This is a genomic window from Noviherbaspirillum denitrificans (assembly GCF_002211445.1).
GTDB lineage: Bacteria > Pseudomonadota > Gammaproteobacteria > Burkholderiales > Burkholderiaceae_D > Noviherbaspirillum > Noviherbaspirillum denitrificans.
Map to the genome: position 1 here is coordinate 20,398 of NZ_LSTO01000005.1, position 21,555 is coordinate 41,952.

At 57.3% G+C, this 21,555-nt stretch carries 17 protein-coding genes and 1 pseudogene; 8 read left to right on the top strand and 10 right to left on the bottom strand.

Annotated elements, in window-relative coordinates; genetic code table 11:
- Window positions 1–53: 53 nt before the first annotated feature.
- Complete coding sequence (locus AYR66_RS25635; RefSeq protein WP_088710415.1) at window positions 54–443, bottom strand: ACT domain-containing protein; 390 nt, start codon at window positions 441–443, stop codon at window positions 54–56.
- A complete protein-coding gene (locus AYR66_RS25640) occupies window positions 440–1,549 on the bottom strand; it encodes a histidine decarboxylase (RefSeq protein WP_088710416.1) in 1,110 nt (369 codons plus the stop codon). The genes AYR66_RS25635 and AYR66_RS25640 overlap by 4 nt, the downstream gene beginning before the upstream one ends.
- A gap of 544 nt (window positions 1,550–2,093) precedes the next feature.
- Between AYR66_RS25640 and AYR66_RS25645 the strand changes: the two genes are divergently transcribed.
- The 3 genes from AYR66_RS25645 (at window position 2,094) to AYR66_RS25655 (ending at window position 4,531) form a co-directional block, all read left to right on the top strand.
- Window positions 2,094–2,480, top strand: a complete 387-nt coding sequence (locus AYR66_RS25645) for a hypothetical protein (RefSeq protein ID WP_088710417.1) — start codon at window positions 2,094–2,096, stop codon at window positions 2,478–2,480.
- Between the two features lie 304 nt (window positions 2,481–2,784).
- Window positions 2,785–3,531, top strand: a complete 747-nt coding sequence (locus tag AYR66_RS25650) for an opacity family porin (protein WP_088710418.1) — start codon at window positions 2,785–2,787, stop codon at window positions 3,529–3,531.
- A gap of 88 nt (window positions 3,532–3,619) precedes the next feature.
- Window positions 3,620–4,531, top strand: coding sequence for a phosphatase PAP2 family protein (locus tag AYR66_RS25655; RefSeq protein WP_088710419.1), 912 nt, complete (start codon window positions 3,620–3,622; stop codon window positions 4,529–4,531).
- A 131-nt stretch (window positions 4,532–4,662) separates the two neighbouring features.
- Here AYR66_RS25655 and AYR66_RS29100 read toward each other — a convergent pair whose 3' ends face one another.
- Window positions 4,663–4,839: a hypothetical protein gene (locus AYR66_RS29100; RefSeq protein ID WP_170942368.1), complete on the bottom strand. Its 177-nt coding sequence runs from the start codon at window positions 4,837–4,839 to the stop codon at window positions 4,663–4,665.
- A gap of 35 nt (window positions 4,840–4,874) precedes the next feature.
- Window positions 4,875–5,030: pseudogene (locus AYR66_RS25660) on the bottom strand (IS3 family transposase); the annotation flags it as partial.
- A gap of 95 nt (window positions 5,031–5,125) precedes the next feature.
- Here AYR66_RS25660 and AYR66_RS25665 point away from each other — a divergent pair.
- Window positions 5,126–8,278, top strand: coding sequence for a bifunctional diguanylate cyclase/phosphodiesterase (locus AYR66_RS25665; protein ID WP_088710420.1), 3,153 nt, complete (start codon window positions 5,126–5,128; stop codon window positions 8,276–8,278).
- A gap of 11 nt (window positions 8,279–8,289) precedes the next feature.
- Here AYR66_RS25665 and AYR66_RS25670 read toward each other — a convergent pair whose 3' ends face one another.
- Window positions 8,290–8,598, bottom strand: a complete 309-nt coding sequence (locus AYR66_RS25670) for a hypothetical protein (protein ID WP_088710421.1) — start codon at window positions 8,596–8,598, stop codon at window positions 8,290–8,292.
- A 30-nt stretch (window positions 8,599–8,628) separates the two neighbouring features.
- On the opposite strand from AYR66_RS25670, the gene AYR66_RS25675 reads away from it, so the two are divergent.
- Window positions 8,629–10,866: a putative bifunctional diguanylate cyclase/phosphodiesterase gene (locus AYR66_RS25675; protein WP_234815091.1), complete on the top strand. Its 2,238-nt coding sequence runs from the start codon at window positions 8,629–8,631 to the stop codon at window positions 10,864–10,866.
- Between the two features lie 320 nt (window positions 10,867–11,186).
- On the opposite strand, the gene AYR66_RS25680 is transcribed toward AYR66_RS25675, so the two are convergent.
- The 3 genes from AYR66_RS25680 to AYR66_RS25690 form a co-directional block, all read right to left on the bottom strand.
- Window positions 11,187–13,883, bottom strand: coding sequence for a bifunctional diguanylate cyclase/phosphodiesterase (locus AYR66_RS25680; RefSeq protein WP_206047337.1), 2,697 nt, complete (start codon window positions 13,881–13,883; stop codon window positions 11,187–11,189).
- A 437-nt stretch (window positions 13,884–14,320) separates the two neighbouring features.
- Window positions 14,321–14,839 (bottom strand): lipocalin-like domain-containing protein, encoded by a 519-nt coding sequence (locus AYR66_RS25685; protein WP_088710424.1) that lies wholly within the window; start codon window positions 14,837–14,839, stop codon window positions 14,321–14,323.
- Window positions 14,840–15,232: 393 nt separating this feature from the next.
- Window positions 15,233–16,705 carry an MFS transporter gene (locus AYR66_RS25690; RefSeq protein ID WP_234815092.1) on the bottom strand — a complete coding sequence of 491 codons (1,473 nt, stop codon included), beginning with the start codon at window positions 16,703–16,705 and terminating at the stop codon, window positions 15,233–15,235.
- Here AYR66_RS25690 and AYR66_RS30255 point away from each other — a divergent pair.
- The 3 genes from AYR66_RS30255 (at window position 16,695) to AYR66_RS25700 (ending at window position 20,127) form a co-directional block, all read left to right on the top strand.
- Window positions 16,695–16,907: a hypothetical protein gene (locus tag AYR66_RS30255; protein WP_234815093.1), complete on the top strand. Its 213-nt coding sequence runs from the start codon at window positions 16,695–16,697 to the stop codon at window positions 16,905–16,907. The two genes, AYR66_RS25690 and AYR66_RS30255, sit on opposite strands and share 11 nt — an antisense overlap.
- Before the next feature lie 220 nt (window positions 16,908–17,127).
- Window positions 17,128–18,573 carry a glycine betaine ABC transporter substrate-binding protein gene (locus AYR66_RS25695; protein WP_088710426.1) on the top strand — a complete coding sequence of 482 codons (1,446 nt, stop codon included), beginning with the start codon at window positions 17,128–17,130 and terminating at the stop codon, window positions 18,571–18,573.
- A 1,065-nt stretch (window positions 18,574–19,638) separates the two neighbouring features.
- Window positions 19,639–20,127: a phosphate-starvation-inducible PsiE family protein gene (locus AYR66_RS25700; RefSeq protein WP_420093144.1), complete on the top strand. Its 489-nt coding sequence runs from the start codon at window positions 19,639–19,641 to the stop codon at window positions 20,125–20,127.
- A gap of 55 nt (window positions 20,128–20,182) precedes the next feature.
- On the opposite strand, the gene AYR66_RS25705 is transcribed toward AYR66_RS25700, so the two are convergent.
- Complete coding sequence (locus tag AYR66_RS25705; protein ID WP_088710427.1) at window positions 20,183–20,518, bottom strand: chaperone modulator CbpM; 336 nt, start codon at window positions 20,516–20,518, stop codon at window positions 20,183–20,185.
- On the bottom strand, window positions 20,515–21,465 hold the full coding sequence (locus AYR66_RS25710) for a DnaJ C-terminal domain-containing protein (protein WP_088710428.1): 951 nt from the start codon (window positions 21,463–21,465) through the stop codon (window positions 20,515–20,517). Before AYR66_RS25710 ends, AYR66_RS25705 begins: the two co-directional genes overlap by 4 nt.
- Window positions 21,466–21,555 lie beyond the last annotated feature (90 nt).

The following is a 21,555-nucleotide window of genomic DNA, read 5'->3' on the forward strand; positions in this document are numbered from 1 at the left end:
TCCCAGTGACCAGGCACGGCTGAAATCCCAGGATCAAAACGCCGTCGGGAAAACTACAGCAGCACATCCTTCAGCAATTCCCTTGCCACCGCATCGTCATCCGTACTCAAGGCCACAAAACAATAGCCGTCCTGCCTTTGCAAGGTGCTGATGCCCCTGAGCGACAGCTTTGCATCCTTCAGTTCCCGGGTCACGCGTGCCAGCGCGCCGGGCTGGTCGGGAATGCGGATGGTGATCAGGTCGTCGGATACTGCCCGCATGCCGTGCTGATGAAACAGGTGCATCGCATCGTCGAGCCGGTCAACGACCAGCTCGAAGACGGCGAAGCGGTCCACCACCTCGCCTTCGATCTTCTGGATGTTGATGTTCTGTCCGGCCAGCAGATCGACGATGTCAGCCATCGCGCCGGGCTTGTCTTCGGTGATCAGCTTGATTGATTTCATGCCTGTTCCTCCACGATGTCTGCGATCAGCGCGTCGATGAGCGCCTTGCTCGTGCCCGGCGCGACAATCAGGTGGCTCACGTCCTGGGTCGCAAGCTGCCATTTGTTCTTGACGGTGTCGCTCACTCGCGGAAACACCACGGTCAGCGCGTTCTCGTTGCGCCATGCGGCGATGCCCCGCGCGTTCATGGCCGCGACTGCATAGCCTGCCAGTTCCTGGCAGCGTGCGAGGCGCTTGCGCAGGCCTTCCTCTCCCATGGACTTGACCGCGTACCACAGGATCAGCGGCGTGAAAGCATTGCGCGAGCCGGTGATGGTGGTGTCCATGCTGCCGATGTAGCCGATGCTGCGGCCGATACGCTCGACGTTGCGTTTTCTGGCGATCACGACGCCGCATGGCATGGGGGCACCGATGAACTTGTGGCCGCTGAGCGCGATGGAATCGGCTCCGTCGGCGAAGTCGAAGGCGGGCTTGGGCTCGAGGAACTGCGCGAACGGGCCGCAGAACGCGGCATCGCTGTGGATGTAATGATCGCGCATCACCAGTTCGCGCAGGATCTCCTGGATGCGCCGGATGTCGTCGCGGCCCTCTTTCATCGTGGTACCGATGTTGGCGAAGATGATGGCCGGCACGTCGCGGTGCAGGCGGATGCTTTCCTTCAGGTCCTCGTAGTCGATCTCGCCGTTCTTCTGCGCCCGGATCATGATGTGGCGCAGGCCGAGGAAATGCACGTTCTTGGCCACGCTGTAATGCGTCTCCTCGGAGAAGTACACGATGCCGTTGGGGTACAGCTCGCGCGCGAGGTAGAGCCCGTACAGGTTGCCCTCGGTGCCGCCATTGGTCACATAGCCCCAGTAATCGTTCGCGGGTGCCTTGAACATGGCGGCGAAGAAGTCGATGACCTCGCGTTCCATTTCACGGCTGCCGACGCGATAGGTGCTGGCCTGGAAGGGGTCGCCGATGTTATTGGCGGGGAACTGGAGGAATCGATACAGCGGCGCGTAGTCGAAGTCGCGCGCGACGGGATAGCCGAGGGCGCCCTCGGTGGCCTCCTTCATCGATGCGTACAGGGCATCCAGGCGGGTCTGATCTTGGGGGGTTAGCATGGTGGTCCTCTTGTCTTGTGGACAGGATTGCAGGCGGCACGGGCCGTTTTGCAACGACAGGGTATGTCGTGCAGGCCGTATCATAATCGTTTGCGCGGAATTTTTCGATGGGACGGCGCTGAATGTGCTGGCCGCGCGGCCTTCTGGTGTCGACGCCCGCCGTCTGCCCTTGCGTCCGTAGATCGGCGCGCTTGCGACCTTGATCAGCTTGCCGCGCACGTATGAATAAGGCTATATAACGGCCCTGATCAAGACAACCGTGAGGGGCTAATGTCGGCTTTTGTCTGACGAGATATTGCATTGGCCGGCCGGTTCTGGCCGCGTGCTGCGTATCGTTGCCACTTCTCATTCAGCCGCCTGGGGGCTCATAGCAGCCTCAAATGAAGCCGGAAGACCCGTACCGCTTCTATCTACATAGCGTAAGTGCCAAATTATCAATGTCCCGGCACCAATCGTTGAATCTTCCTTCGATAGACAACGATTCGCGTCTTACTTAAGCTAAGGCACCACAGAGGACAATTTTCCCGCACGTTCTTAGCCTGTCATGAAACCTGAAGATCAAATAGATTATTCGACCTTGGTGCCATCGAAGCGGCGGATGGCATTTGCCGCAATGTTCATCACGGTGCCGATGCTGATTATCGGACTGTTACTGGGACTGATCGTGTATAACGCACCCCAAGGTGCGCTTGCAGTCGTACTGGGCGATGCGTTCCTTACTGGCGGGGCGAGTGCCTTCAGCGCTCCCGGCAACGAGTTGCTTGCACTAAAGGCCGGCATCGTGTGGGGTGCATGTCTTGCATTTCTTATCGGCCCGTTCATCTTCGTGGCTTGGCTGATGTACCACGCCAGGAAGGAATACAACCGATTGCAGGCTGAGAACAGAAAGAAAGAGTATCGCCGCATCTATGCGGGAAAATCTCACGAATAAGCAATCGAATTTAAGTTCGCCCGGTTGGACGCCCTGAACGGCGATCGGTTGTCGCGTGCTGTTTTTGCATGCGGGCGACGAGACTTTTGATGTTGACTGGCAAGTAGTGCCAATCCGGGAGGCACGTTAACTTTGGGCATCGCGCCGTAGATATTCCCAAAGCCAAAGAGGTAGATCAAGGCTTGGTCTCACCGTCTGAATAGTATTTGTATTGAGCGGTGAGGGGGGGCAATTGCCTTAGCTCGGTGATTGGATCCCATTCTGGTTGCTGATGCCCATGTTTTCTATTCCAGGTTGAACCAACGTGCCAGTCCCTACTAAAGTGACGCCACGGTATCTTGCTCTCGTCATTGCTGTCCAGCTGTTGGCTTCGGGCGGTCTGGCAAAGGCAGAGAGTCTTGTCTCGGCGTACACCGGATCATCGTTCACGCGGCAGAGCGATTTGCATATTGTTCAAGGGGGAATCAGTCGCGATGTGACATTTCGAGATGTCGATTGGAGTGCGCGTCCGCTGCACCCCGCGCCGTACTACGGGCTGCGCTACACCCACTTCTTCACGACTTCACCCGCATGGGCGGTGGCTGTCGACTACACCCACTACAAAGTTTATGCAAAGACCGACAGGACGGTGCTCGTCCAGGGCCTGTGGAATGGTTCGACAGTGAATACCACGGCTCCGCTGGCAAACTATGTACAGCAGTTCGAGATTTCCCACGGGGTCAACATGTTGAGCATCAACGGCATCTATCGATGGCAGAACCTGGCGATCGCAACGGGCAAGCTTCAACCGTACGCAGGTATCGGACTGGTCTACTATTGGATGCATTCGGAGAGCACGGTCGGCGGTGTCTTTCACGAAACCAGCTATCAGTCTTCCGGCAACGGGCTCCAGGTGTTGGCGGGAGCGCAGTACAAAATCACGCCGCAGGTGTATGCCTTTGCCGAAGCAAAATTCAATCGGGCCAGGGCAGACGTCAACATCACAGATGGGCAGGCAGATACCCGGCTCAGGACGCTTCATGCATTGGTCGGCTTGAGCTACGCATTCTAGAAAGTAGAGCTGCTTCATATCTTCAACACGGACGACGCTGCCTTTCGTGCAGGAGTTGACAGACGAATGGTGGCCAGGGAGAGACGTGATGTTAATGCCGCGAATTTTCAGGGGATCATTGGTCGCTATCTGGCTGGCATGTGCTGTCCCGGCCGGAGGTGCGGAACTCACAGGCGGATCGGAAGCCGCCGATATGCCAATCAATACGCTGGCTGCAACCGGCGAAACCGGTTCATCACAGCAGCAGCGAAGCTTTCCTTCCGGTGTCTTTTCACCCAGCTATGGAACGCTTGTGCTGGACGATTTCGTCCATGTCATACGCTCTCCTTCGCAATGGACGGATGAAGAGTGGCGGCATGCGGGCATTGCTGCTGCCAGCGTGGTCGCAGTGGGCGCACTTCTGGATCGTAGAGCCTATGACCGGTCAGTCCGCATGCGCGCGCGCGAAAACGAACAGCGGGCCAAGAACTTCGAGCGCATCGGCACCAACGGCACCGTGCTGACAGTGCTTGGCGGCTTTTATATTGCCGGGCGTATGGGCAATGCCGAAAGCATGTACGTGGCGCAAGACGGATTGGCATCGTCCCTCATTGCGTCCGCAGTGATCACGCCGGCGCTCAAGCTGATCGTTGGCCGGAAGCGTCCCCGGGAGAACGAAGGCACGCTGACCCTGAGCCCTTTCAGCGACAAGAATTCTTCTTTCCCGTCCGGTCATACCACCCAGGCGTTTGTGCTCGCCTCGACGATTGCCAGCCATTATGACGAGTTGTGGGTCAAGAGCCTGGTGTATGGATTGGCCACCATGACGGGAGTGGCACGGGCATACCACGGCGCACATTTCACCTCTGACGTGGTGGCCGGGGCTCTGGTCGGAACCTACGTTGGAAAGTCGGTTGCGGCCTATAACTCTGCACGTCGCACGAACGTCAACTCAACGTTTTCCATCATGCCGACGATCACGTCGGGCACCTTTGGCATTGCGATGCAAGTGTCGTTCTAACTATCCGAAGTCAACGATGTGATCCACACGTTCACGCAAGATATGCGCTGGCTCATTAGCGTTTGCAAGTTGAGTCCGACGACCTGTATGGCTGCGCTTGCTACGAAATCATCAGGCAGCGATCCAGACAGTCATGCCCACCATCCGACGGGGGCGGCCGTCGCTACCAGCCTCCACACGCCGAGCAGCACAAAGACAGCGGCCATCAACTTGCCGAAGGCGATCAGCGCGAGCGGCATCAGGCACAGGAAGGCACTGCGCCGATGATCCCGCCGAGGCATCTTTCCGCGTCGCGTAGCGCGTGCCATGCACGCGTTCGTTCTTGAGGCTGTTGAAGAAGCTTTCCGACGATCTCGCGATTGGACAAGTCCAGCACGACTGCCAGATACAGCCAGCCCTCGTCGGTCCAGATTTAGGTCATGTCCGCAGTACATGCCGGGTTCGGCGCCGCCGGCAAATGGTGCCTGCTGTCGGTCGTCGCCTTGAAGCGTCGTACGTGGAATCTTTTTTCCTGCAGGTACTCAAATAAAGTCAATTAGCAGGTGAGACACGTGCTATTTACGTGAGTATCATCATGAATCCGCACGAGGATAAATGACTCCTTCCCCAGCAAATCGGCCTGTGCGGACATTCCTGAACTGGTTAGTTATCGCCTGCCTGCTGCCTGGTGTGATTGGCGCTGCGGGTCTATTCATTTACCAATACCAGCAAAGTCGCGCCGAACAGAAAAACAGTATGGTTCTGACGGCACGTGCCCTGGCGCAAGCCGTCGACAACGAGTTGCTGAAGGTCCAGGCGATAGCGGAAACCCTTGCCCGTTCTGAATTACTTGCCAAGCGCGAATTCGCTGCGTTTCACGAGCATGCCAGCGATGTCTTGGCGGGAGTCGGTGCCGGAAACAATCTGCTTCTTAGTGACGAAGAAAACCATCAGATCCTGAATACTGCCGTCGAATACGGCACACCCTTGCCACCTCGTAAAAGCACTGAACAGGTCCGTCGCGTCTTTACTACGGGAAAGCCGGCAATCTCAAACCTGTTCATTGGTTCCGTACTCAAGCGCCCGCTCATCAGTATTGATGTACCTGTCGTCGTGAATGGCAGGGTTGCGTATGTCTTGGGAATTGCCATGGTGCCGGAGAACTTCAACGCCATCCTGCAAGCGCAAAAGTTACCGTCCAACTGGATTTCCGCCGTATTTGACACCAGTGGCACCGTTGCGGCGCGCACGCTTTCGCCAGAGAAGTTCGTTGGCAAAAAGGCAAATGCCACTTTGTTGAAATCCATGATGGAGTCCGGCGAGGGATCCATCGAATCCACAACATTGGAGGGCATTCCGGTAGTGTCCTTCTATAGTCGAGCGCCCGCCACCAATTGGCGGGTCGCCATTGGTATTTCTCGCCAATCCCTTTGGACAGCCCTCGCACATGACCTGACCATGCTGGCGACAGGGGTGATTGCTCTTTTCGCGATTGGTGCCGCTTTGGCATGGTTGATGGGCCGGCGTATTGCCCACTCCATCACGGCACTTACCATCCCTGCCAGAGCACTAGGTGAAGGCAATGCGGCTCCGATTCCCTCCGTCGAAATCAAGGAAGCGGCTGAAGTGGCCTCGGCAATCCGGCGCGCCGCTGATTTGCTAAAGGCGAAAGATGTGCAGTTAACCGAAGCGCATCTCCTTGCAGGTTTCGGCACATGGACATGGGACCTCAGGACCAATGAAGTTGCTTCCTCAGAATCGATGCCCATTATTTGCGGACGCGACATTCCGGCCTTTCCCGAACAGCGAGGGACGCTGCTGACCGTTGAATCATGGGAACGCATCAATGCTGCCATGCAAGAGGCATTGAAGACCGGACAAGGCTATGACCTGGAAATACAGGTCAATCATGGTAGCGGTGTTGTCCGCTGGATGAATGCCAAATGTGAGGTGGTCCTCAATGAGCAAAATGAGGTCGTCGCTCTGCGTGGCATGCTTCAGGATATCCACGAGCGCAAGCACGCCAACGAACTGCTGCGTCAATCCGAGCAGGAACTTCGGAAATTCAAGTTTTTCAGCGATCACGCCAACGATTCGCATCTCCTTCTTGATACCGCCGGACGGGTGCGGTACGCCAATCAGCTGGCATCCGAGCGACTTGGATACAGCGAAGCAGAGTTGCTTCAGATGCACATTTCGGATATCGAGTCCCTGTATGCCGAAGACCGCTTTAAGGAAATATTTGCCCAAAGCAGACAAGGCCGCATTCAGCCTTTCGAAACAACGCACCGGCGCAAAGATGAATCGGTGTTCCCGGTCGAGGTCACCGCAACAGTCCTGGAACTCCATGGGGAATGGCTGATGTTTGCCACTTCCCGCGACATCACCGAGCGCAAGCAGGTTGAACAGCGCGTGCGCGACGCCGCGCTTCACGATACCTTGACCGGGCTGCCGAATCGCGCGCTCGTAATGGACTATTGTGAGCGAATGCTTGCGGCGGCCCAGCGTAATCACGGCCGGGGCGCATTACTGTTTATCGATCTGGACCGGTTTAAGCCGATCAATGACACATACGGGCATGAAACCGGAGACCGGGTGCTGCAGGAGGTCGGCAAGCGGCTGCGCGACTGCACGCGGCATGAGGACCTGGTTGGGCGCCTTGGCGGGGACGAGTTTGTCATTGTGCTGCCTCACATCGACGGTGACCACCGGCGCGCCAGGATCGTTGCTCAGCACGTCGTTGACAGTATTAGCCAGCCATTCCGAATCAATACGCTGGAATTGTCGATATCTCCTTCCATCGGCATCAGCTACTTCACCGAGCATGCGTCCGATGTCAATACCTTGATTCATACCGCCGATCTGGCCATGTATCAGGCAAAGCAATCCGGGCGAGCCAATTTTCACATCTATACGCCCGAGCTCGAGCAGCAAGCCAACCAGGCGCATCAACTGGAACTCAGGATGAGAAGGGCGCTTAAGAATGGCGGATTCAAACTTCTTTACCAGCCGGTCATCGATATCAAGAGTGGAAGACTGGCCGGGGCGGAAGCCTTACTGCGCCTGGAGGACAACGACGATGAACCCATAGGCCCCAACAGTTTCATTCCCATCGCGGAATCGGCCGGCTTAATCGGGCAACTTGGCGAGTGGGTGGCAGTCGAGGCATGCCGACAGCAAGAGGAATGGATGCGTCAAGGGCTAAAGGTGACGATGGCAATCAATGTCTCGCCACTGCAGTTACGGCAGCCCGCGTTCGCGGAGAAGCTAGGACGCATCATTACAGACTTGGGGGCCGATCCATCTTATCTTGAGCTCGAAGTGACCGAGAGTGCGATCATGGAAAACCTCAACGAGGCGATAGAGATTCTGAAAAAAATAAAGTCACTCGGAGTCAAGGTCGCTCTTGATGATTTCGGTGTCGGCTATTCGAGTTTGAGTAGCCTGACCAACCTGCCGCTAGACAAGCTGAAGGTAGACCAGTCGTTTGTTCAGCACATTGAGCGTGACCAGGCGAGCCGGGCTGTGACCGAAGCGATTCTTGCGCTCGGCCACAGCCTGAAACTGGATGTGCATGGCGAGGGCATTGAGTCGGAAAATGCCCTGCTTTACCTGGAAGAACACGGCTGTAATCAGGCACAGGGATATTGGTTCAGCCGTCCGTTACCACCAAATGAGTTTGTGCGCTGGTACCACGAGCAATGGGAGGCCGGAGCAAGTTCCAGCGGCTGGGATCGACTGAAGCGCATGTGGTCCCCAAGAGAATAGTTACTCAATTCCTATCCGCCAGGATTCAGTATCACACTGCGCCGCAAAAGCTCGATGAAGCGGTTATGCTGAACCAGGTCACCAGCCACTGCGCCTTGCCAGTGCCTTAAGCCGCTTGCGACCTGATCGATCTTTGTGAGCAGCCGGGCGCGCTCTTCCTCGAAAATGTCCTGCAGGTCGTTCACCGTTATGTCTGGTGATACCAGCTGATTCTGTCTACGCTCCAGTTCGGCAAGAACTGCTTCTGTCCGGCCGAGTTCAAAAAGTAGTGTCTGCTTTAACGATAGCAAACCAGATACATCTCGCCAATTGATAATCATTTCGCACCTCTTGTGCTATGCAAGGGATGATTGACAACGCCGACGAAAGTTCACGCAGACAGAGTCGTCAAGCCTGAACCGCGATCGATCGAAGTTGTCAAAAAAACTTATGGCCTTGTACATTTCTTCCAGTGCACAAGACAGGCTAATAAAGAAAGTGTGGAGATGCCTGCGAATACTGTTCTCGTCATTACTGGTGAAGCCGCAGATGCAAACTTGATTCGGGCCTCGTTGGCAGCGGCGCGCGACGGCCCGTTTGCTACGGAATGGACACCTGATTTGTCGACAGGACTTTCACGACTGCGCACGGGAGGTGTCGACATCGTACTGGTCAACCTGTTTCTCCCGGATAGTAGCGGCGCCGAGACCTTCGACGCGTTGTTCAGCTTGGTGCCGTCAACGCCGATAATGGTACTGTGCGACGAGGAAAACGAGCCAGCGGCGATCGAAACTGTGCAGCGTGGGGCACAAGGATATCTTTCCAAAGGCTTTTTCCCCAATGCGCTGATTCCTCAGGCGTTAAGGAGCATCATCCAACGCAAGAAGGTCGAGGAAGCGTTGTACCTCGAAAAGGAGCGCGCGCGCGTGACGCTTGAGTGCATCGGCGACGGCGTGCTCAGTACCGATGTCTCATGCAAGGTGACCTATCTCAACATGCAGGCGGAACGGATGACGGGATGGGCGCGCGAGGAAGCGCGCGGCCGACCGATTGCCGAAGTTCTTAAACTCATCGATGGCGAAACCCGAGAACCGGCGAGAAACCCGGTAGAGTTGGTTATTGCAAACGGGAAAAATATGGCCTTGTACGCCAGGTCGGTGCTGGTCCGGCGAGACGGACTAGAAATCCCGGTGGAGGACTCGGCGGCACCGATTTTCGACATGGCCGGTGCAATCACGGGCGCTGTCGTCACGTTCCGGGACGTATCCGAGACCCGGGCAATGGCCGATAGAATGGCGCACCTTGCGGAACACGATTACCTCACCGGTTTGCCAAACCGTCTCTTGTTCAACGACCGCCTCGCGCAGGCGACGGCTTATGCAAAGCGCCACCAGACCAAAGTCGCAGTTTTGTTTTTGGACCTCGACAACTTCAAGCATATCAATGATTCATTGGGGCATACGATCGGCGACAGGCTGCTCGAATCCGTGTCGAAGCGCCTGGTGGCACAGGTGCGCCAGTCAGATACTGTCAGCCGCTTGGGCGGAGACGAATTCGTCATCATGATCCTGGAAGAATCGCATACCGAGCATGCGAACATTGCCGCAGAAAAGGTTCTCAGGGCGCTGGCAGAGCCGCATGTTATTTCGGGGCATGAACTTCATATAACGACAAGTATCGGCATCAGTGTCTATCCCTCCGACGGAGAGGATGTCGAAACACTGATCAAGAATGCCGATACCGCGATGTATCACGCGAAAAGGAACGGACGCAACGACTTCCAATTCTTCAACAACGAGATGAATGTCTGGGCAGTTGAGAGGCAAGCAACCGAGGCCGACCTGCGGAAAGCCATTGATCGGAACGAATTTGTTCTGCATTACCAGCCCAAGATCGACCTTGCGTCGGGACAAGTGACTGGTGCCGAGGCGCTGGTACGGTGGCTCCACCCACGGCGAGGCGTCGTCTTTCCGGATTCATTTATCCCCGTAGCAGAGGACTCCGGCCTCATCGTGGCGATAGGGCGAATCGTTCTTCGAGGCGCTTGTCAGCAGGCTAAGACATGGCTGGACCAGGGACTCGGCTCCTTTGTTGTTTCCGTGAACGTCTCGGCATTGGAATTTCGGGACAAGAACTTTATCCGGAGCACGCGCGAAGCGCTTCAGGAGACCGCGCTGGACCCGTGTTTTCTCCAAATCGAATTGACCGAATCCGTATTAATGCGAAACGTCGATTCCAGCATCCCGATTCTTCACGAACTGAAGCAGCTCGGCGTACAGCTCGCCGTCGACGATTTCGGGACCGGCTATTCAAGCCTGAGCTATTTAAGCCGGCTGCCGATTGATGTCCTGAAGATCGACCAGTCGTTCGTGCAACGGATTTCCTCGAAGAGCGATGACTGCATCATTGCAAGTGCCGTCATCAGCATGGGTGCAAGCCTCAGGCAAAGGGTCATTGCCGAGGGAGTGGAGACGCAGGAGCAATTAAATTTTCTGAATACGCACCGGTGCAATGAAGGACAGGGTTTCCTCTTCAGCGCCCCGGTGCCAGCGGAAGAGTTTGGAAGGCTCATCAGGGAATGTGTCGTCACGCCAGCTCGCCCGCAGTAGCCGCGCCACTGCATGATGGGACGACTGGAGTGCCAGAAAGTGTCGTAGCCGCGAAGGCGATAGCAAGATAGCGTGTTACGTTCATCCGGCCTTTATTGGGTGACATGTGTGAACATTCAGTGTGCCTCGATTGCCGTAATGAAGCCCGCCTCAATACAGCGAGCAATTAAATGCAAACAGACAAACGAGCCGCTACCGTAGCTTCTATTTGTCGACGGCCTTGGCGGCGGAGCCTGGGATCCGCATTGGTTACGGCGGCCTGGACGCCGGCCGGCGTTGGCGACAGCGCGCCTGAGGAGCGCGCATAGCAAGTCGCATCATCACGTCGGTACCGGGTTCTGACGTCGTTGCTGGTACCAGCGCATGAATTCGAGTGCCGGCATCGGCCGGCTGAACCAGTATCCCTGTGCCTGATCGCATCCATGCTCCTGTAGATAGCGTAGCGCGTTTTCCGACTCGATTCCCTCGCCATGGACTTCGAGATTAAGGCTTCGGCCCAGCGCAATAATGGCGTCCGTCACAGACCGGCTCGCCGCGTCGTTTTCCAGGCTGCGAATAAACGATTGATCGACCTTGAGCTTGTCAATGGGCAAGTGCGTGAGGCTGCTCAGGCTGGAATAGCCGGTGCCAAAATCATCGAGGGCAACACGCATCCCGAGCGATTTGATCCTGTTCAGGATCGCGACGGCCTCATCGAGATTATCCATGATCGCGCTCTCGGTCACCTCGATCTCCAGGCGTTCGGCGTCAACGCCGACGTCAGAAATAATGTCGCGCAAGGTATCCGCAAAGTTTTGATGGCGGAACTGCAGCGGCGACACGTTGATCGCGATCGTCAGGTCCAGCCCTTGCTCCGCCCACTGTTTATGCTGGCGGCACGCCTCGCGGGCGACCCACTTGCCGAGTTCCGCAATCAACCCGGACGATTCAGCAATGGGAATAAACTTGTCTGGTGAAATGTCTGTCCCGGACGGGAACGACATGCGGACAAGCGCTTCCGCGCCAATCAGTTCGCCGCTTTTGACGTCCACCACTGGCTGGTAATGTAACTGCAGGCCGCCATCGCGCAACGAGTTGCGCAGCCGCGCTTCAATCAGAAACGCGCCTTCGGTCTCTCGCTCAAGGGCGGCGGTATAGCACTGGTAGTTCGCCCTACCAGAGCGCTTGGCGTGGTACATCGCACGATCCGCGGTGTTAAACAACTCTTCGACATCCAGCGCATCGTCAGGAAAGAAGCTGACGCCAATCGACGCGCAAATGCCCAACTCAATCCCGTTGAATCGAACCGGGGGTTCAAGGCGCTGGATAATGTGCTCAGCGACGCTTCGTGCACGCGAATGGATTTCCTTGAAATTGGGCACGACAATGACAAACTCGTCGCCGCCCAAGCGGCCGACCATGTCTTCTTTTCTTGTACAGCCCAGGAGTCTGATAGCCACCTCACGTAAAACGCGGTCACCTGCTTCGTGCCCGTACAGGTCATTAATCGTCTTGAACCTGTCCAGGTCGATATAGAGCAAGGCCGCGCTACCGTGGCCGCGCTTGGCCGCCGCCAGGACGCGTGCACAGTATTCGAGAACGAGGGTCCGGTTAGGCAAGCCCGTCAGGACGTCGTGGAGCGCGGCATCCCGCACGCGTTGCTCGGTGCGCTTTTGTTCGTTTATATCCTGCATCATTCCGTGCAGGTAGGTGACTTCCCCGGCTTCGTTGCGCACCGCCTCGCACCGCGACTTCATCCATAGCACTTCACCGTTGCCGTGAATAACCTGAATCTCAAGGTCATATCCCTTGCCGGTTTTCATTGTCTCTTCCGTGGCAAGGCGAATGCGTTCCCAGGACTCTTTCGTCAACAGCGTGCCACGTTGCTGGGCGAATGGCGGGAATTGGCGACCACAGATTTCGATAAGTGAATCGGACGCGCTGATCTCGTCCGCTGCAAGGTTCCATGACCAGGTGCCAAGCTTTGCCAGCCGATGGGCCTCTTTGAGCTCGGCATCCCTCTTTTGCAGGATGACGGCCGCCTTCGTAATTGCGGCAGCAATATCGGCCGATTCTTTAATATCCGGCTCGGGGACCTTGCTTGGCGTCCCTGTCCCAAGCGCTTCGGCGGGCGCGACGAGGGCTTCCAATGCGCGGGTGACTCTCTTGCCCATTAATGACGCAACGATCAGGCCAAAAACAAAGACCGCCGCAACACCGATTGCGACAAGGGTCAGCCCGCGTACCAGCGGGCTGACGATATCGGCGCGCGGAACGCCGATAGCCACCCGCCAACCGGTACGTGACGACAAACTATAGAAATACCTCGCCTCGCGCCCTTCAAGCGTCGTCGCGTCGATCGAGCCCTCACCGGTGTTGGCGATGGCGGCCAGCAATTGCGCTGACGGTTTCGCGGCCACCCATCGGTCAGGATCATGTGAACGAGCAACGATGGAGCCGCTCGAATCCAGTATTGCCACAATCCAGCCGTCGGGCAGGCGTTGTGCACGCAGCAGCTCGTTGAACTCTTGGGGAAGGATGCCGATACCAAGCGCATATGCAACTTGCCCGTCGTGGATGACCGGCACATAGACACTCATGATCGGGCGCTTCAGGACCGATCCCACAAATATATTGGAAATCGCCGGTTTTCCTGTGACAAACACTGACTTCAGCTGAGCTGTTGCAGATTCCGCCGGCAGCGCGTTCCCGAAATCGACTGCCGTATTGAGAAGCAACCTGCCGTCCCGGTCCCGCAAAACAACGTTAACGGCATGGCCGGATTGGGCGAGCACCTCGCGCGCCAACGCATGGAATCGGGAAAGATCGGCCTGTTTAAGCGGTACGGCGGCGGCAAGCGCATGCGCCATGGATTGTGTACGCGCGAGAAGGTTATCGGATGCCTCGGCCAGGGCGCGCGCGGTCTGAATCGTATCTCTTTCGCGCTGCCTGTACTCATTGCGGTATTCGTATCCCATTAAGAAAACCGCGCCAATGATGCCGGGAAGCACGCATGCAAGTACCAGACGGTTGAGCACTGCGTGAACCGATAAGGTCGAGGCCCGTGGCTGGTCGGTGCGTCTGGATCTCATCATAGGGCCATGCCTGTCTCCACCGGGGAGGCAGTTTGACCGTGATTCATATCTAAAATTTCACCAGCGACAATTTTTCGCGGTTCGCCGTCGCAGGCGTGCGGTTGAGGCGAAAAGACCACCGAGAAAGGGAAGAGCAAGACCGCAATTAGTCAAAGAAACGCGGGGCATAGGTCTACGTTCTGAGGTTCGAAGCGGTGATGATCGCCGCATCAGGAAGATTCAGATTGATCAGGATATTCGATTCGTCCGGGACGATCCCCGAGGGGACGACCAACAAGATGGATGCCCGGCTGTTGACCCAACGCCGATCCTACAATTGACGGTTTTCCTTCGGTCCATTATCCGGGTTGCTGCTTGGTTGCCTCAGGGCATGTTGGTTTTCATTGCGCCCGCTTGAGCATAACCTCGGCCGAACCGCCGCTTGAAGCAGAAGGGGTTACCCATTTCAGCTCATCTCTGGAAATGCTGAATGGTCTCTTCTGATCAATGCCGTTCCAGTTGGGGAACGTGCTGGCTTCTATATGAAAGGTAATACTCTTATCGGCTTCATTAACTTCGTATTTACCGAAGTGCGCGATGGACCCTTGCACGACAGCCTTATACTCGTCATTCGTGCCTTCATTGCGGTTGCCGGAAGCGAACTTTGGTTGGTCCGCGCGGCTGGTCATCAATACATAATTTCCCTGGTTGTCGAACGTTACACGGCCTTGTGGATTAGGGCCGAACAAGGGCACTCTGCTCCCATCCGGCCGGATGTTATCCACGGATATGTATTTCCATGTTCCGACAATCTGTTCCTTGAGAGATTTCTGCTGCCCGATCGCTTCGTGAGAGAGGGCTCCAATGCCGAGAAATAAAAGTGTTGGCGCAGAAACAGAGAGGGCGTTAGACAAGTTCATGGCTGGCTCGCTCGAATTAAGTCAATGTTTCATCGTTCCTGCAGTCCCGCATGTCACAGTGTTTGCAGATCGAGTGCTTGTTCGCGGTATTTTCACGATAGGCTGACGCAAGACGATGCCTTTAACCTAGCGCAAGCCGGCAACTTAGCCATGCGGGTTACTTCAGGCTTCGACGCAGCCGGATGACCGCTTCTGGCCGCTTTGAGCTGCATTCCAGCCGGTTCAGACTTGGCTGCATATCGCGGGACGCGACCCAATGCAACCGAGTCGTTTCCGCTGACGAGCATCGATAATGCGGTGATCGTCTATAAGCAACCGTCAAAGGCGAGATAAATTGATAACACACCGTACCGGGACGCAGCCAAACCTGCGACAAACCCCAGTATTGCATTATCAACGCGGTCCGTTCGCCTGCGCCGTGTTACGGCCGATCAGCAGCCATGCGCTGATCGAACTCGCCAGCGCGAGACACGCAGAAAGCAGCATCACCCAACGGAATCCGTGCACAAAGGAATTCGCGACCGCCGCTCTAATCGCTTCTTTCTCGGCAGCGGCCGTCGTTTCAGGGAGCTCGATCGCAGCCAGTCTGTTTTCTTGCGCCATCGCTTGCTGCACAACCGATGGCGTCACCTGCATCTCGGCGACGGCTTTGGCAAACGCGTGGCGGAATGCAATGCTCATGACCACGCCGAATACGGCAATCGACAACACCGCCGCAATGCGCGATACCGCATTGTTGATGCCTGAAGCCACTCCCGCGAGATCAGTGTCGAATGCATTCATCACTGTTGTGGTCAGCGGTGCAACACAGACCGTCATGCCAAAACCCAATACCAGCACGGCAGGAAAGAATGTGAGCCAATAGCTGCCGCCGACGCCAGGAACAGCCAGCAATGAAAAACCGATCGAGGCGACTGCGGGACCAACCACCAGCGGCCTTTTTGCGCCGTAGCGGTCAACCAGTCCGCCGGCCCAGCGTGACAGGGCGAACATGGTCAGGATGAACGGCAGCAACGCCGATCCGGCCGCGACTGCGGAGTAGCCTTGTACCTGGATGAGGTTAAGAGGCAGAAAGTACAGACTTCCACCCAGCGCCGCATAGAGAAGCAACGTAAGCAGATTGGCCCCACTGAAATCCGGAGAGCGAAACAGGTGCAACGGCAGCATTGGTGAAGGGTGCCGACTCTCGACGACGATAAAACCCGTCAGCATGATGACGGCAAGCAGCAGCGTACCAATGACATGCCGGTCATTCCACCCGGACGACGACGTTTCGATCAGCCCGAACACGAGTGCGCCCAATCCGCCACTCGCCAATCCGGCGCCGGCCCAATCCGTTCTAGCTGCCGTACGGTTTCTTTCTCCCGCGGGGATGAACCTGAACGAGAGTACGAGCACGATCGCGGCAAACGGAATATTGAGGAGGAATGCATAGCGCCACGACCAATGCTCGATAAGAATGCCCCCGATGACCGGACCAAGCGCCGCGGTGATCGCCGTCCAGCCGGACCAGGTGCCGATGGCTTTGCCACGCACATCCTCCGGAAATGAAGCGCTGATCAGCGCAAGGCTTCCCGGTACCAGAAGTGCGCCGCCGATGCCTTGCATCGCCCTGGCCGCCAGCAATTGCCCAATGCTGTCGACGCTCGCGCACCACACCGATGCGGAACCAAACAGCGTCACGCCAAGAGTGAAAATCCGTCGTCGTCCGAACCGGTCGCCCGCGCTTCCGCCAACGAGCAGCAGCGACGCCAGAAACAGGGCATACGATTCAACAATCCATTGAACCTGTGCCGCCGTTGCGCCGAACTCCCGCTGCAGCGCAGGAAGCGCCACATTCACAACGGTGCCGTCGATGAACACCATGCTTGATGCCAGGATCGTCGTTGCCAGAACCCAAGGACGTGCCGACACGCTACAAGGCGTTTCCGCCGCAGCGCTCGCGATCAAGGCCTCGTCACAGGCGGAAGAAGTTGCCACACTCATCTTTTGCACCTGCTGCTCAGTCTATACGTTGGCGGATGCCTATGAAGCGCCGGTGCCCCTGCCGGCTGACGCAATTGACTGACATCAAACCTTGTGATGTTTGCGGCACCGTCATCGGCCAATCGCTGCTCGCAATGCTACAAGTAGCATGAAAGCACTTCACGGGTATTCGTGATGACGCTTGGACATAGAACCGACCGCAGGCGTCGCAGCCGATTGCGCTCCGGAGCTGATGATCTTTTGCGCCGATGAACACAGGACCATTGACATTGCCGGGGAAAATTGCAGTCGTCGCATTCTGCATGCAGCTTGCGGCGGACGTTGTTCTGGCCGATGACGTACTTCGCATCGGGTCGAAGCGCTTCACGGAGTCGTACATCCTCGGCGAAATCCTTACCCAATCCGTGCAAGCCACCACGCGCGCCGAGCACCGCCTCGGATTGGGCAATACCGCGATCGTGTTCGAAGCGCTCAAGACAGGCGCAATCGACGCTTACCCTGAATATACGGGAACCATTTCCCATGAAATCCTCAAGCGCAAGGACATCGACTCGCTGGAGGACATGAGCAAGGCGCTTGCTCCCTTGGGAATCGGCGTCGGCATCCCGCTCGGCTTTTCGAATGGCTACGCGCTGGCGACTCGCCGGGATGCGCAGGTCAGCCGGGTGAGCGGGCTTGAACATGCGCCGGGCATGACGATCGGCCTGTCGCACGAGTTCATCGGCCGCATCGATGGCTGGCCCGGCCTTGCGAAGCGATACGGCCTGCAGCAGAAGCCGATCGGACTCGACCACGGACTTGCTTATGAAGCCCTGACAGCGCGTCAGGTCGATGTGATCGACATCTATACGACAGATGCAAAACTCAGACAATATCCTTTACGCATTCTCGATGACGATGCTGGCTATTTTCCGCGATACGATGCCGTGCTCCTGTTTCGCCTCGATCTTGCGGAGCGCTTTCCACGCGCATGGAAAGCGTTGCAGGGACTGGAAGGCAAGATCAGCCAGGACCGCATGGTTTCCATGAATGCCGCGGCGGAAATCGATGGCAAGTCCTTCAAGGACATTGCCCGATCCTTCCTTCATGCGGCATCTGCCCGAACAGATAACACAGATGCCACTCCAGGCTTTGCCGACAAGCTGTTCGACGAAAGCTTCTGGCGCCTCATGCGCGACCACATCACCCTGGTTCTGCTGTCGGTGAGCATGGCTGCATTGGCCGGAATTCCGCTCGGGGTGCTGGCTGCTTTCCAGCCGCGCCTGCGGCAAGCGGTCATGGCGATCGTCGGGGTTTTGCAGACGGTACCTTCGCTGGCTCTGCTCGCGATGCTCATTCCCTTGCTGGGCACCATTGGTACGGTCCCGGCTCTCGTCGCGCTCTTTCTGTACGCACTGCTGCCTGTGGTGCGCAACACGTGCACTGGCATCGAGCAGATCAGTCCCGGACTGCGCATGGCGGCGCTTGCCTTGGGAATGCGCACCTGGCACCGTCTCCTGCATATCGAGCTGCCGCTGGCGCTGCCCGTCATTCTTGCAGGCCTCAAGACCGCCGCGGTCATGAGCGTAGGCACCGCGACCATTGCCGCCTTCATCGGCGCCGGCGGTTTCGGCGAACGTATTGCAACCGGGCTCGCAGTGAACGACAACGACATGCTGCTCGCCGGCGCATTACCTGCGGCGTTTCTGGCCCTTGTCATTCAAGGACTGTTCGAATTGGGAGAGTGGACGCTGCGGCGGCGTCCATGAATCTGAGCAAATTGTCAAAGAGCCCATTTCGGCTGGGCGCGAGGCGCAAGAGCTCTCTGCAGAATGGGTGCCTGGCAAGTCCTTGCCATCGCAGGCACTGACCTGGAAGGCGAAGCCCTAATTCACCGTTCGATCCAGGCGACCGAGTTATTAGCGTTACAAAGGTGTGAAAGTAATGGCACCGTGCCAAAGGTTATTGGCCGCGCCGAGCCTGTCCATCTCCAGCCGAGGTCGGCTGCTCTAGGCCGGGTTTCAGACCTTCAGTTTTCAGCCTTGAACTGGGGCACGCGACCCGAAGCAGACGTAGTCTAGCCCCAATAGCTGCCGTTCGAGTGTTTACTTCGGGAGAATCGGAAATGTTAAGGGAAGCCATGGTTTATTCACTGGAACGCTCTCACACCCCTTGTAACCATACTGCTGCGTGTGACGGACTTATAAAAACTGTCGTGAACTCCCAGAATAAGCAGAGAGGGATGAGCCAATACTTCACGGGAGCCCGCTGCACCGGGCGAGAATGCGGACGTTGAATCAATGGCAGGCAGGGCACTCTCGCCAGCCTCGTCGAGGCCAAGGGCAATCCGCGCTTGATGGACATGCACCGCATTCGAAAGTGGTCCGTTCAAGCGATGCGGATCGTAGGGTTCGATACGGCGGCCGCGCGGGCCCGGGCTGCCAGAAAATATGAAGAGCGTGAAGCTATGGAAGCTTACCGTATTAACGCGCAAGCATGAGCAGGCAGCCGAGGATTTCGGCGGAGTGTGACCGCCCGTTTCGCAATCCTGTGCCGGGGCCCGTCGTCCAGTCGTATTCAATCCACGGCTGCGGATAATAACGGGCATCGCCGATTAGAGACAGGACGGTTTATTCCAGCGGCGAAGAGACCGAGCCGTGGGAAATCGTGACCTGCATCTTGCTTGCCTTTTCTGGACGGATGTAGCCACTCGTTTCTTTAGGCAGAACGGCAAACATGGCCAACGGAAAGAGACAGTGATGTCGGCTGAAATTCCTCCCGCAAATGGGAAGGCTGACACAGCGATGAAGTGCATCGAAAGAAGGAGAAGCGAAATGAAAACAGATCAGGAGCAATCACATTGCCTGCAAAAAGAGACGCGTCAGAACTGGCCATTCATGACGCTGCACCAGCGCTTCGAACAAGTCGTGGTGCTCGTATTGAGCGTGATCATCGCCCTGGTCATCGCCATCGCATTGCTGCAGCTGGTGACCCGCCTCATACCGCTGTTGCTTGGCGGAGCGCTTGATCCGCTGGACCACGAGGTGTTCCAGGCAATGTTCGGCATGATCATGACGCTGCTGATCGCATTGGAGTTCAAGCACTCGATCATTCGCGTCGCTTTGCGCGCCGAAGGAATCGTTCAGGTCAAGACCGTTATTTTGATCGCGCTTCTGGCCTTGATCCGCAAGTTCATCATCCTGGACATTCATACCACCGACGCGGCGACCATCGCGGCGCTGGCGAGCGCCACGCTGGCGCTCGGGATTGTCTATTGGCTGTTCAGGGAAAGGGAAGACAGGCAATCGAAGCCGCTGGAATGAACGACAGGAGCGACTCATCCGGCGTTTCGCGGCGACGCACTTGCGGCTTGCATGCTCAGCCCGGATTCGGCATGCCATGACCGAGCCGTGCGCGCATCGCGTTCAATTCCATTTCCAGTTCTTCGATGCGCTGTATCAGGGCCATCGCCAGGGTCATGCCATGCCGGTCAAGCTCGAAGTCGTCGCGCAGCCTGCGCGCCGTGCTTGCGACAACGATGTACCGGAGCGGGAACGACATCGGCCGCGCGCTGGCGTCGACCGGTGTGATGACGCCGTTCTCTATCAGGTCATCCAGCTCTTCGTTCGACAAGCCGGACACTTCGACCAGATTCCGGGCCGAGCAGATGGCCTGCTCATTGAGCCAGACCCATTCAGTGGAATTGACTTTCATTTCAGCCCTTCCCTGAAGTGTTTGCGCGGGTTGAAGTCCGAAGCGGCGGCAAGCTGCTCATAGAGTTCCTGTTCGCGTTTGCCGGCCTTCCTGGGCACCTCTATCCGTGCCACCGCGTACAGATCGCCGGCGCCGCCGCCCGGCGTCGGCAGCCCGCGCCGGGCCAGGCGCAGGCGCTGGCCGGACGACGTGCCCGGCTTGATGTTGAGTTCGACGGGGCCGCCCGGGGTCGGAATCTCGACCGCGCCGCCCAGCACGCCTTCCCATGGCGTGAGAGGGAGATCGAGATACAGGTCGCGCCCGCTCACCCGGTACAGCGGGTGCGGCGCGATGTGCAGGACGATGTACAGGTCGCCGGGTCTGCCACCGTCGCGGCCCGGTCCGCCCTTGCCCGCCAGCCGCAGCCGCTGTCCCTCCGTCGCGCCTTTGGGAATGGTGACGCGGAAAGTACGCGGCACCCGGTGCGGCAGGCCATGCTCGTCGTATTCAGGCAGTTCGACCGTGACATCGGTGTCGCCGCCGCTGTAGATTTTTTCCAGCGGGACCGCGACGGTCACTTCATAGTCCTCGCCGGATATCGGGAAACCTGCCCGCCTGCGGCCGCGCGCGTCACCATGGCCGCCCGCCCTGAACGCATTCAGGATGTCGGCCAGATCCACATCGTCAAAGGTCGAAGCGCCAGCGCCGTAGCGTTGCTGCCATTCGGGCGGCGCGTTGAACTCCTCTCCGGCCGGATGCCTGCCCAGATTGTCATATTCCCGCCGCTTTTCGGGATCCTTCAGCGTGGCGTAGGCTTCCGCGACTTCCTTGAATTTCTCTTCGGCCTTGGGCTCCTTGGAAACATCCGGATGATAGCGGTGCGCAAGCTTGCGGTACGCCTTCTTGATATCGTCATCGGATGCAGTCCGATCGACACCCAACGCCTGGTAATAGTCTTTGTATTTCATTGAATACCAGCATGGAAGCACAAGAAGACACGTTAAACGTTAGGCCGGACTTCCGTGTATGAGTTCGCTGAAAACAAGCCTTTCGGAGGA

Bases quoted from the DNA above. Each gene is read 5' to 3' on its own strand.
- AYR66_RS25690 (WP_234815092.1), bottom strand. From the start codon at position 16,705: ATGGTGTTCATCGACGGCACCGTTGTGAATGTGGCGCTTCCTGCGCTG.
- AYR66_RS29100 (WP_170942368.1), bottom strand. From the start codon at position 4,839: ATGGCACGCGCTACGCGACGCGGAAAGATGCCTCGGCGGGATCATCGG.
- AYR66_RS30255 (WP_234815093.1), top strand. From the start codon at position 16,695: ATGAACACCATGCTTGATGCCAGGATCGTCGTTGCCAGAACCCAAGGA.
- AYR66_RS25705 (WP_088710427.1), bottom strand. From the start codon at position 20,518: ATGAAAGTCAATTCCACTGAATGGGTCTGGCTCAATGAGCAGGCCATC.
- AYR66_RS25670 (WP_088710421.1), bottom strand. From the start codon at position 8,598: ATGATTATCAATTGGCGAGATGTATCTGGTTTGCTATCGTTAAAGCAG.
- AYR66_RS25645 (WP_088710417.1), top strand. From the start codon at position 2,094: ATGAAACCTGAAGATCAAATAGATTATTCGACCTTGGTGCCATCGAAG.
- AYR66_RS25635 (WP_088710415.1), bottom strand. From the start codon at position 443: ATGAAATCAATCAAGCTGATCACCGAAGACAAGCCCGGCGCGATGGCT.
- AYR66_RS25710 (WP_088710428.1), bottom strand. From the start codon at position 21,465: ATGAAATACAAAGACTATTACCAGGCGTTGGGTGTCGATCGGACTGCA.
- AYR66_RS25695 (WP_088710426.1), top strand. From the start codon at position 17,128: ATGCAGCTTGCGGCGGACGTTGTTCTGGCCGATGACGTACTTCGCATC.
- AYR66_RS25640 (WP_088710416.1), bottom strand. From the start codon at position 1,549: ATGCTAACCCCCCAAGATCAGACCCGCCTGGATGCCCTGTACGCATCG.
- AYR66_RS25665 (WP_088710420.1), top strand. From the start codon at position 5,126: ATGACTCCTTCCCCAGCAAATCGGCCTGTGCGGACATTCCTGAACTGG.
- AYR66_RS25655 (WP_088710419.1), top strand. From the start codon at position 3,620: ATGTTAATGCCGCGAATTTTCAGGGGATCATTGGTCGCTATCTGGCTG.
- AYR66_RS25685 (WP_088710424.1), bottom strand. From the start codon at position 14,839: ATGAACTTGTCTAACGCCCTCTCTGTTTCTGCGCCAACACTTTTATTT.
- AYR66_RS25700 (WP_420093144.1), top strand. From the start codon at position 19,639: ATGAAAACAGATCAGGAGCAATCACATTGCCTGCAAAAAGAGACGCGT.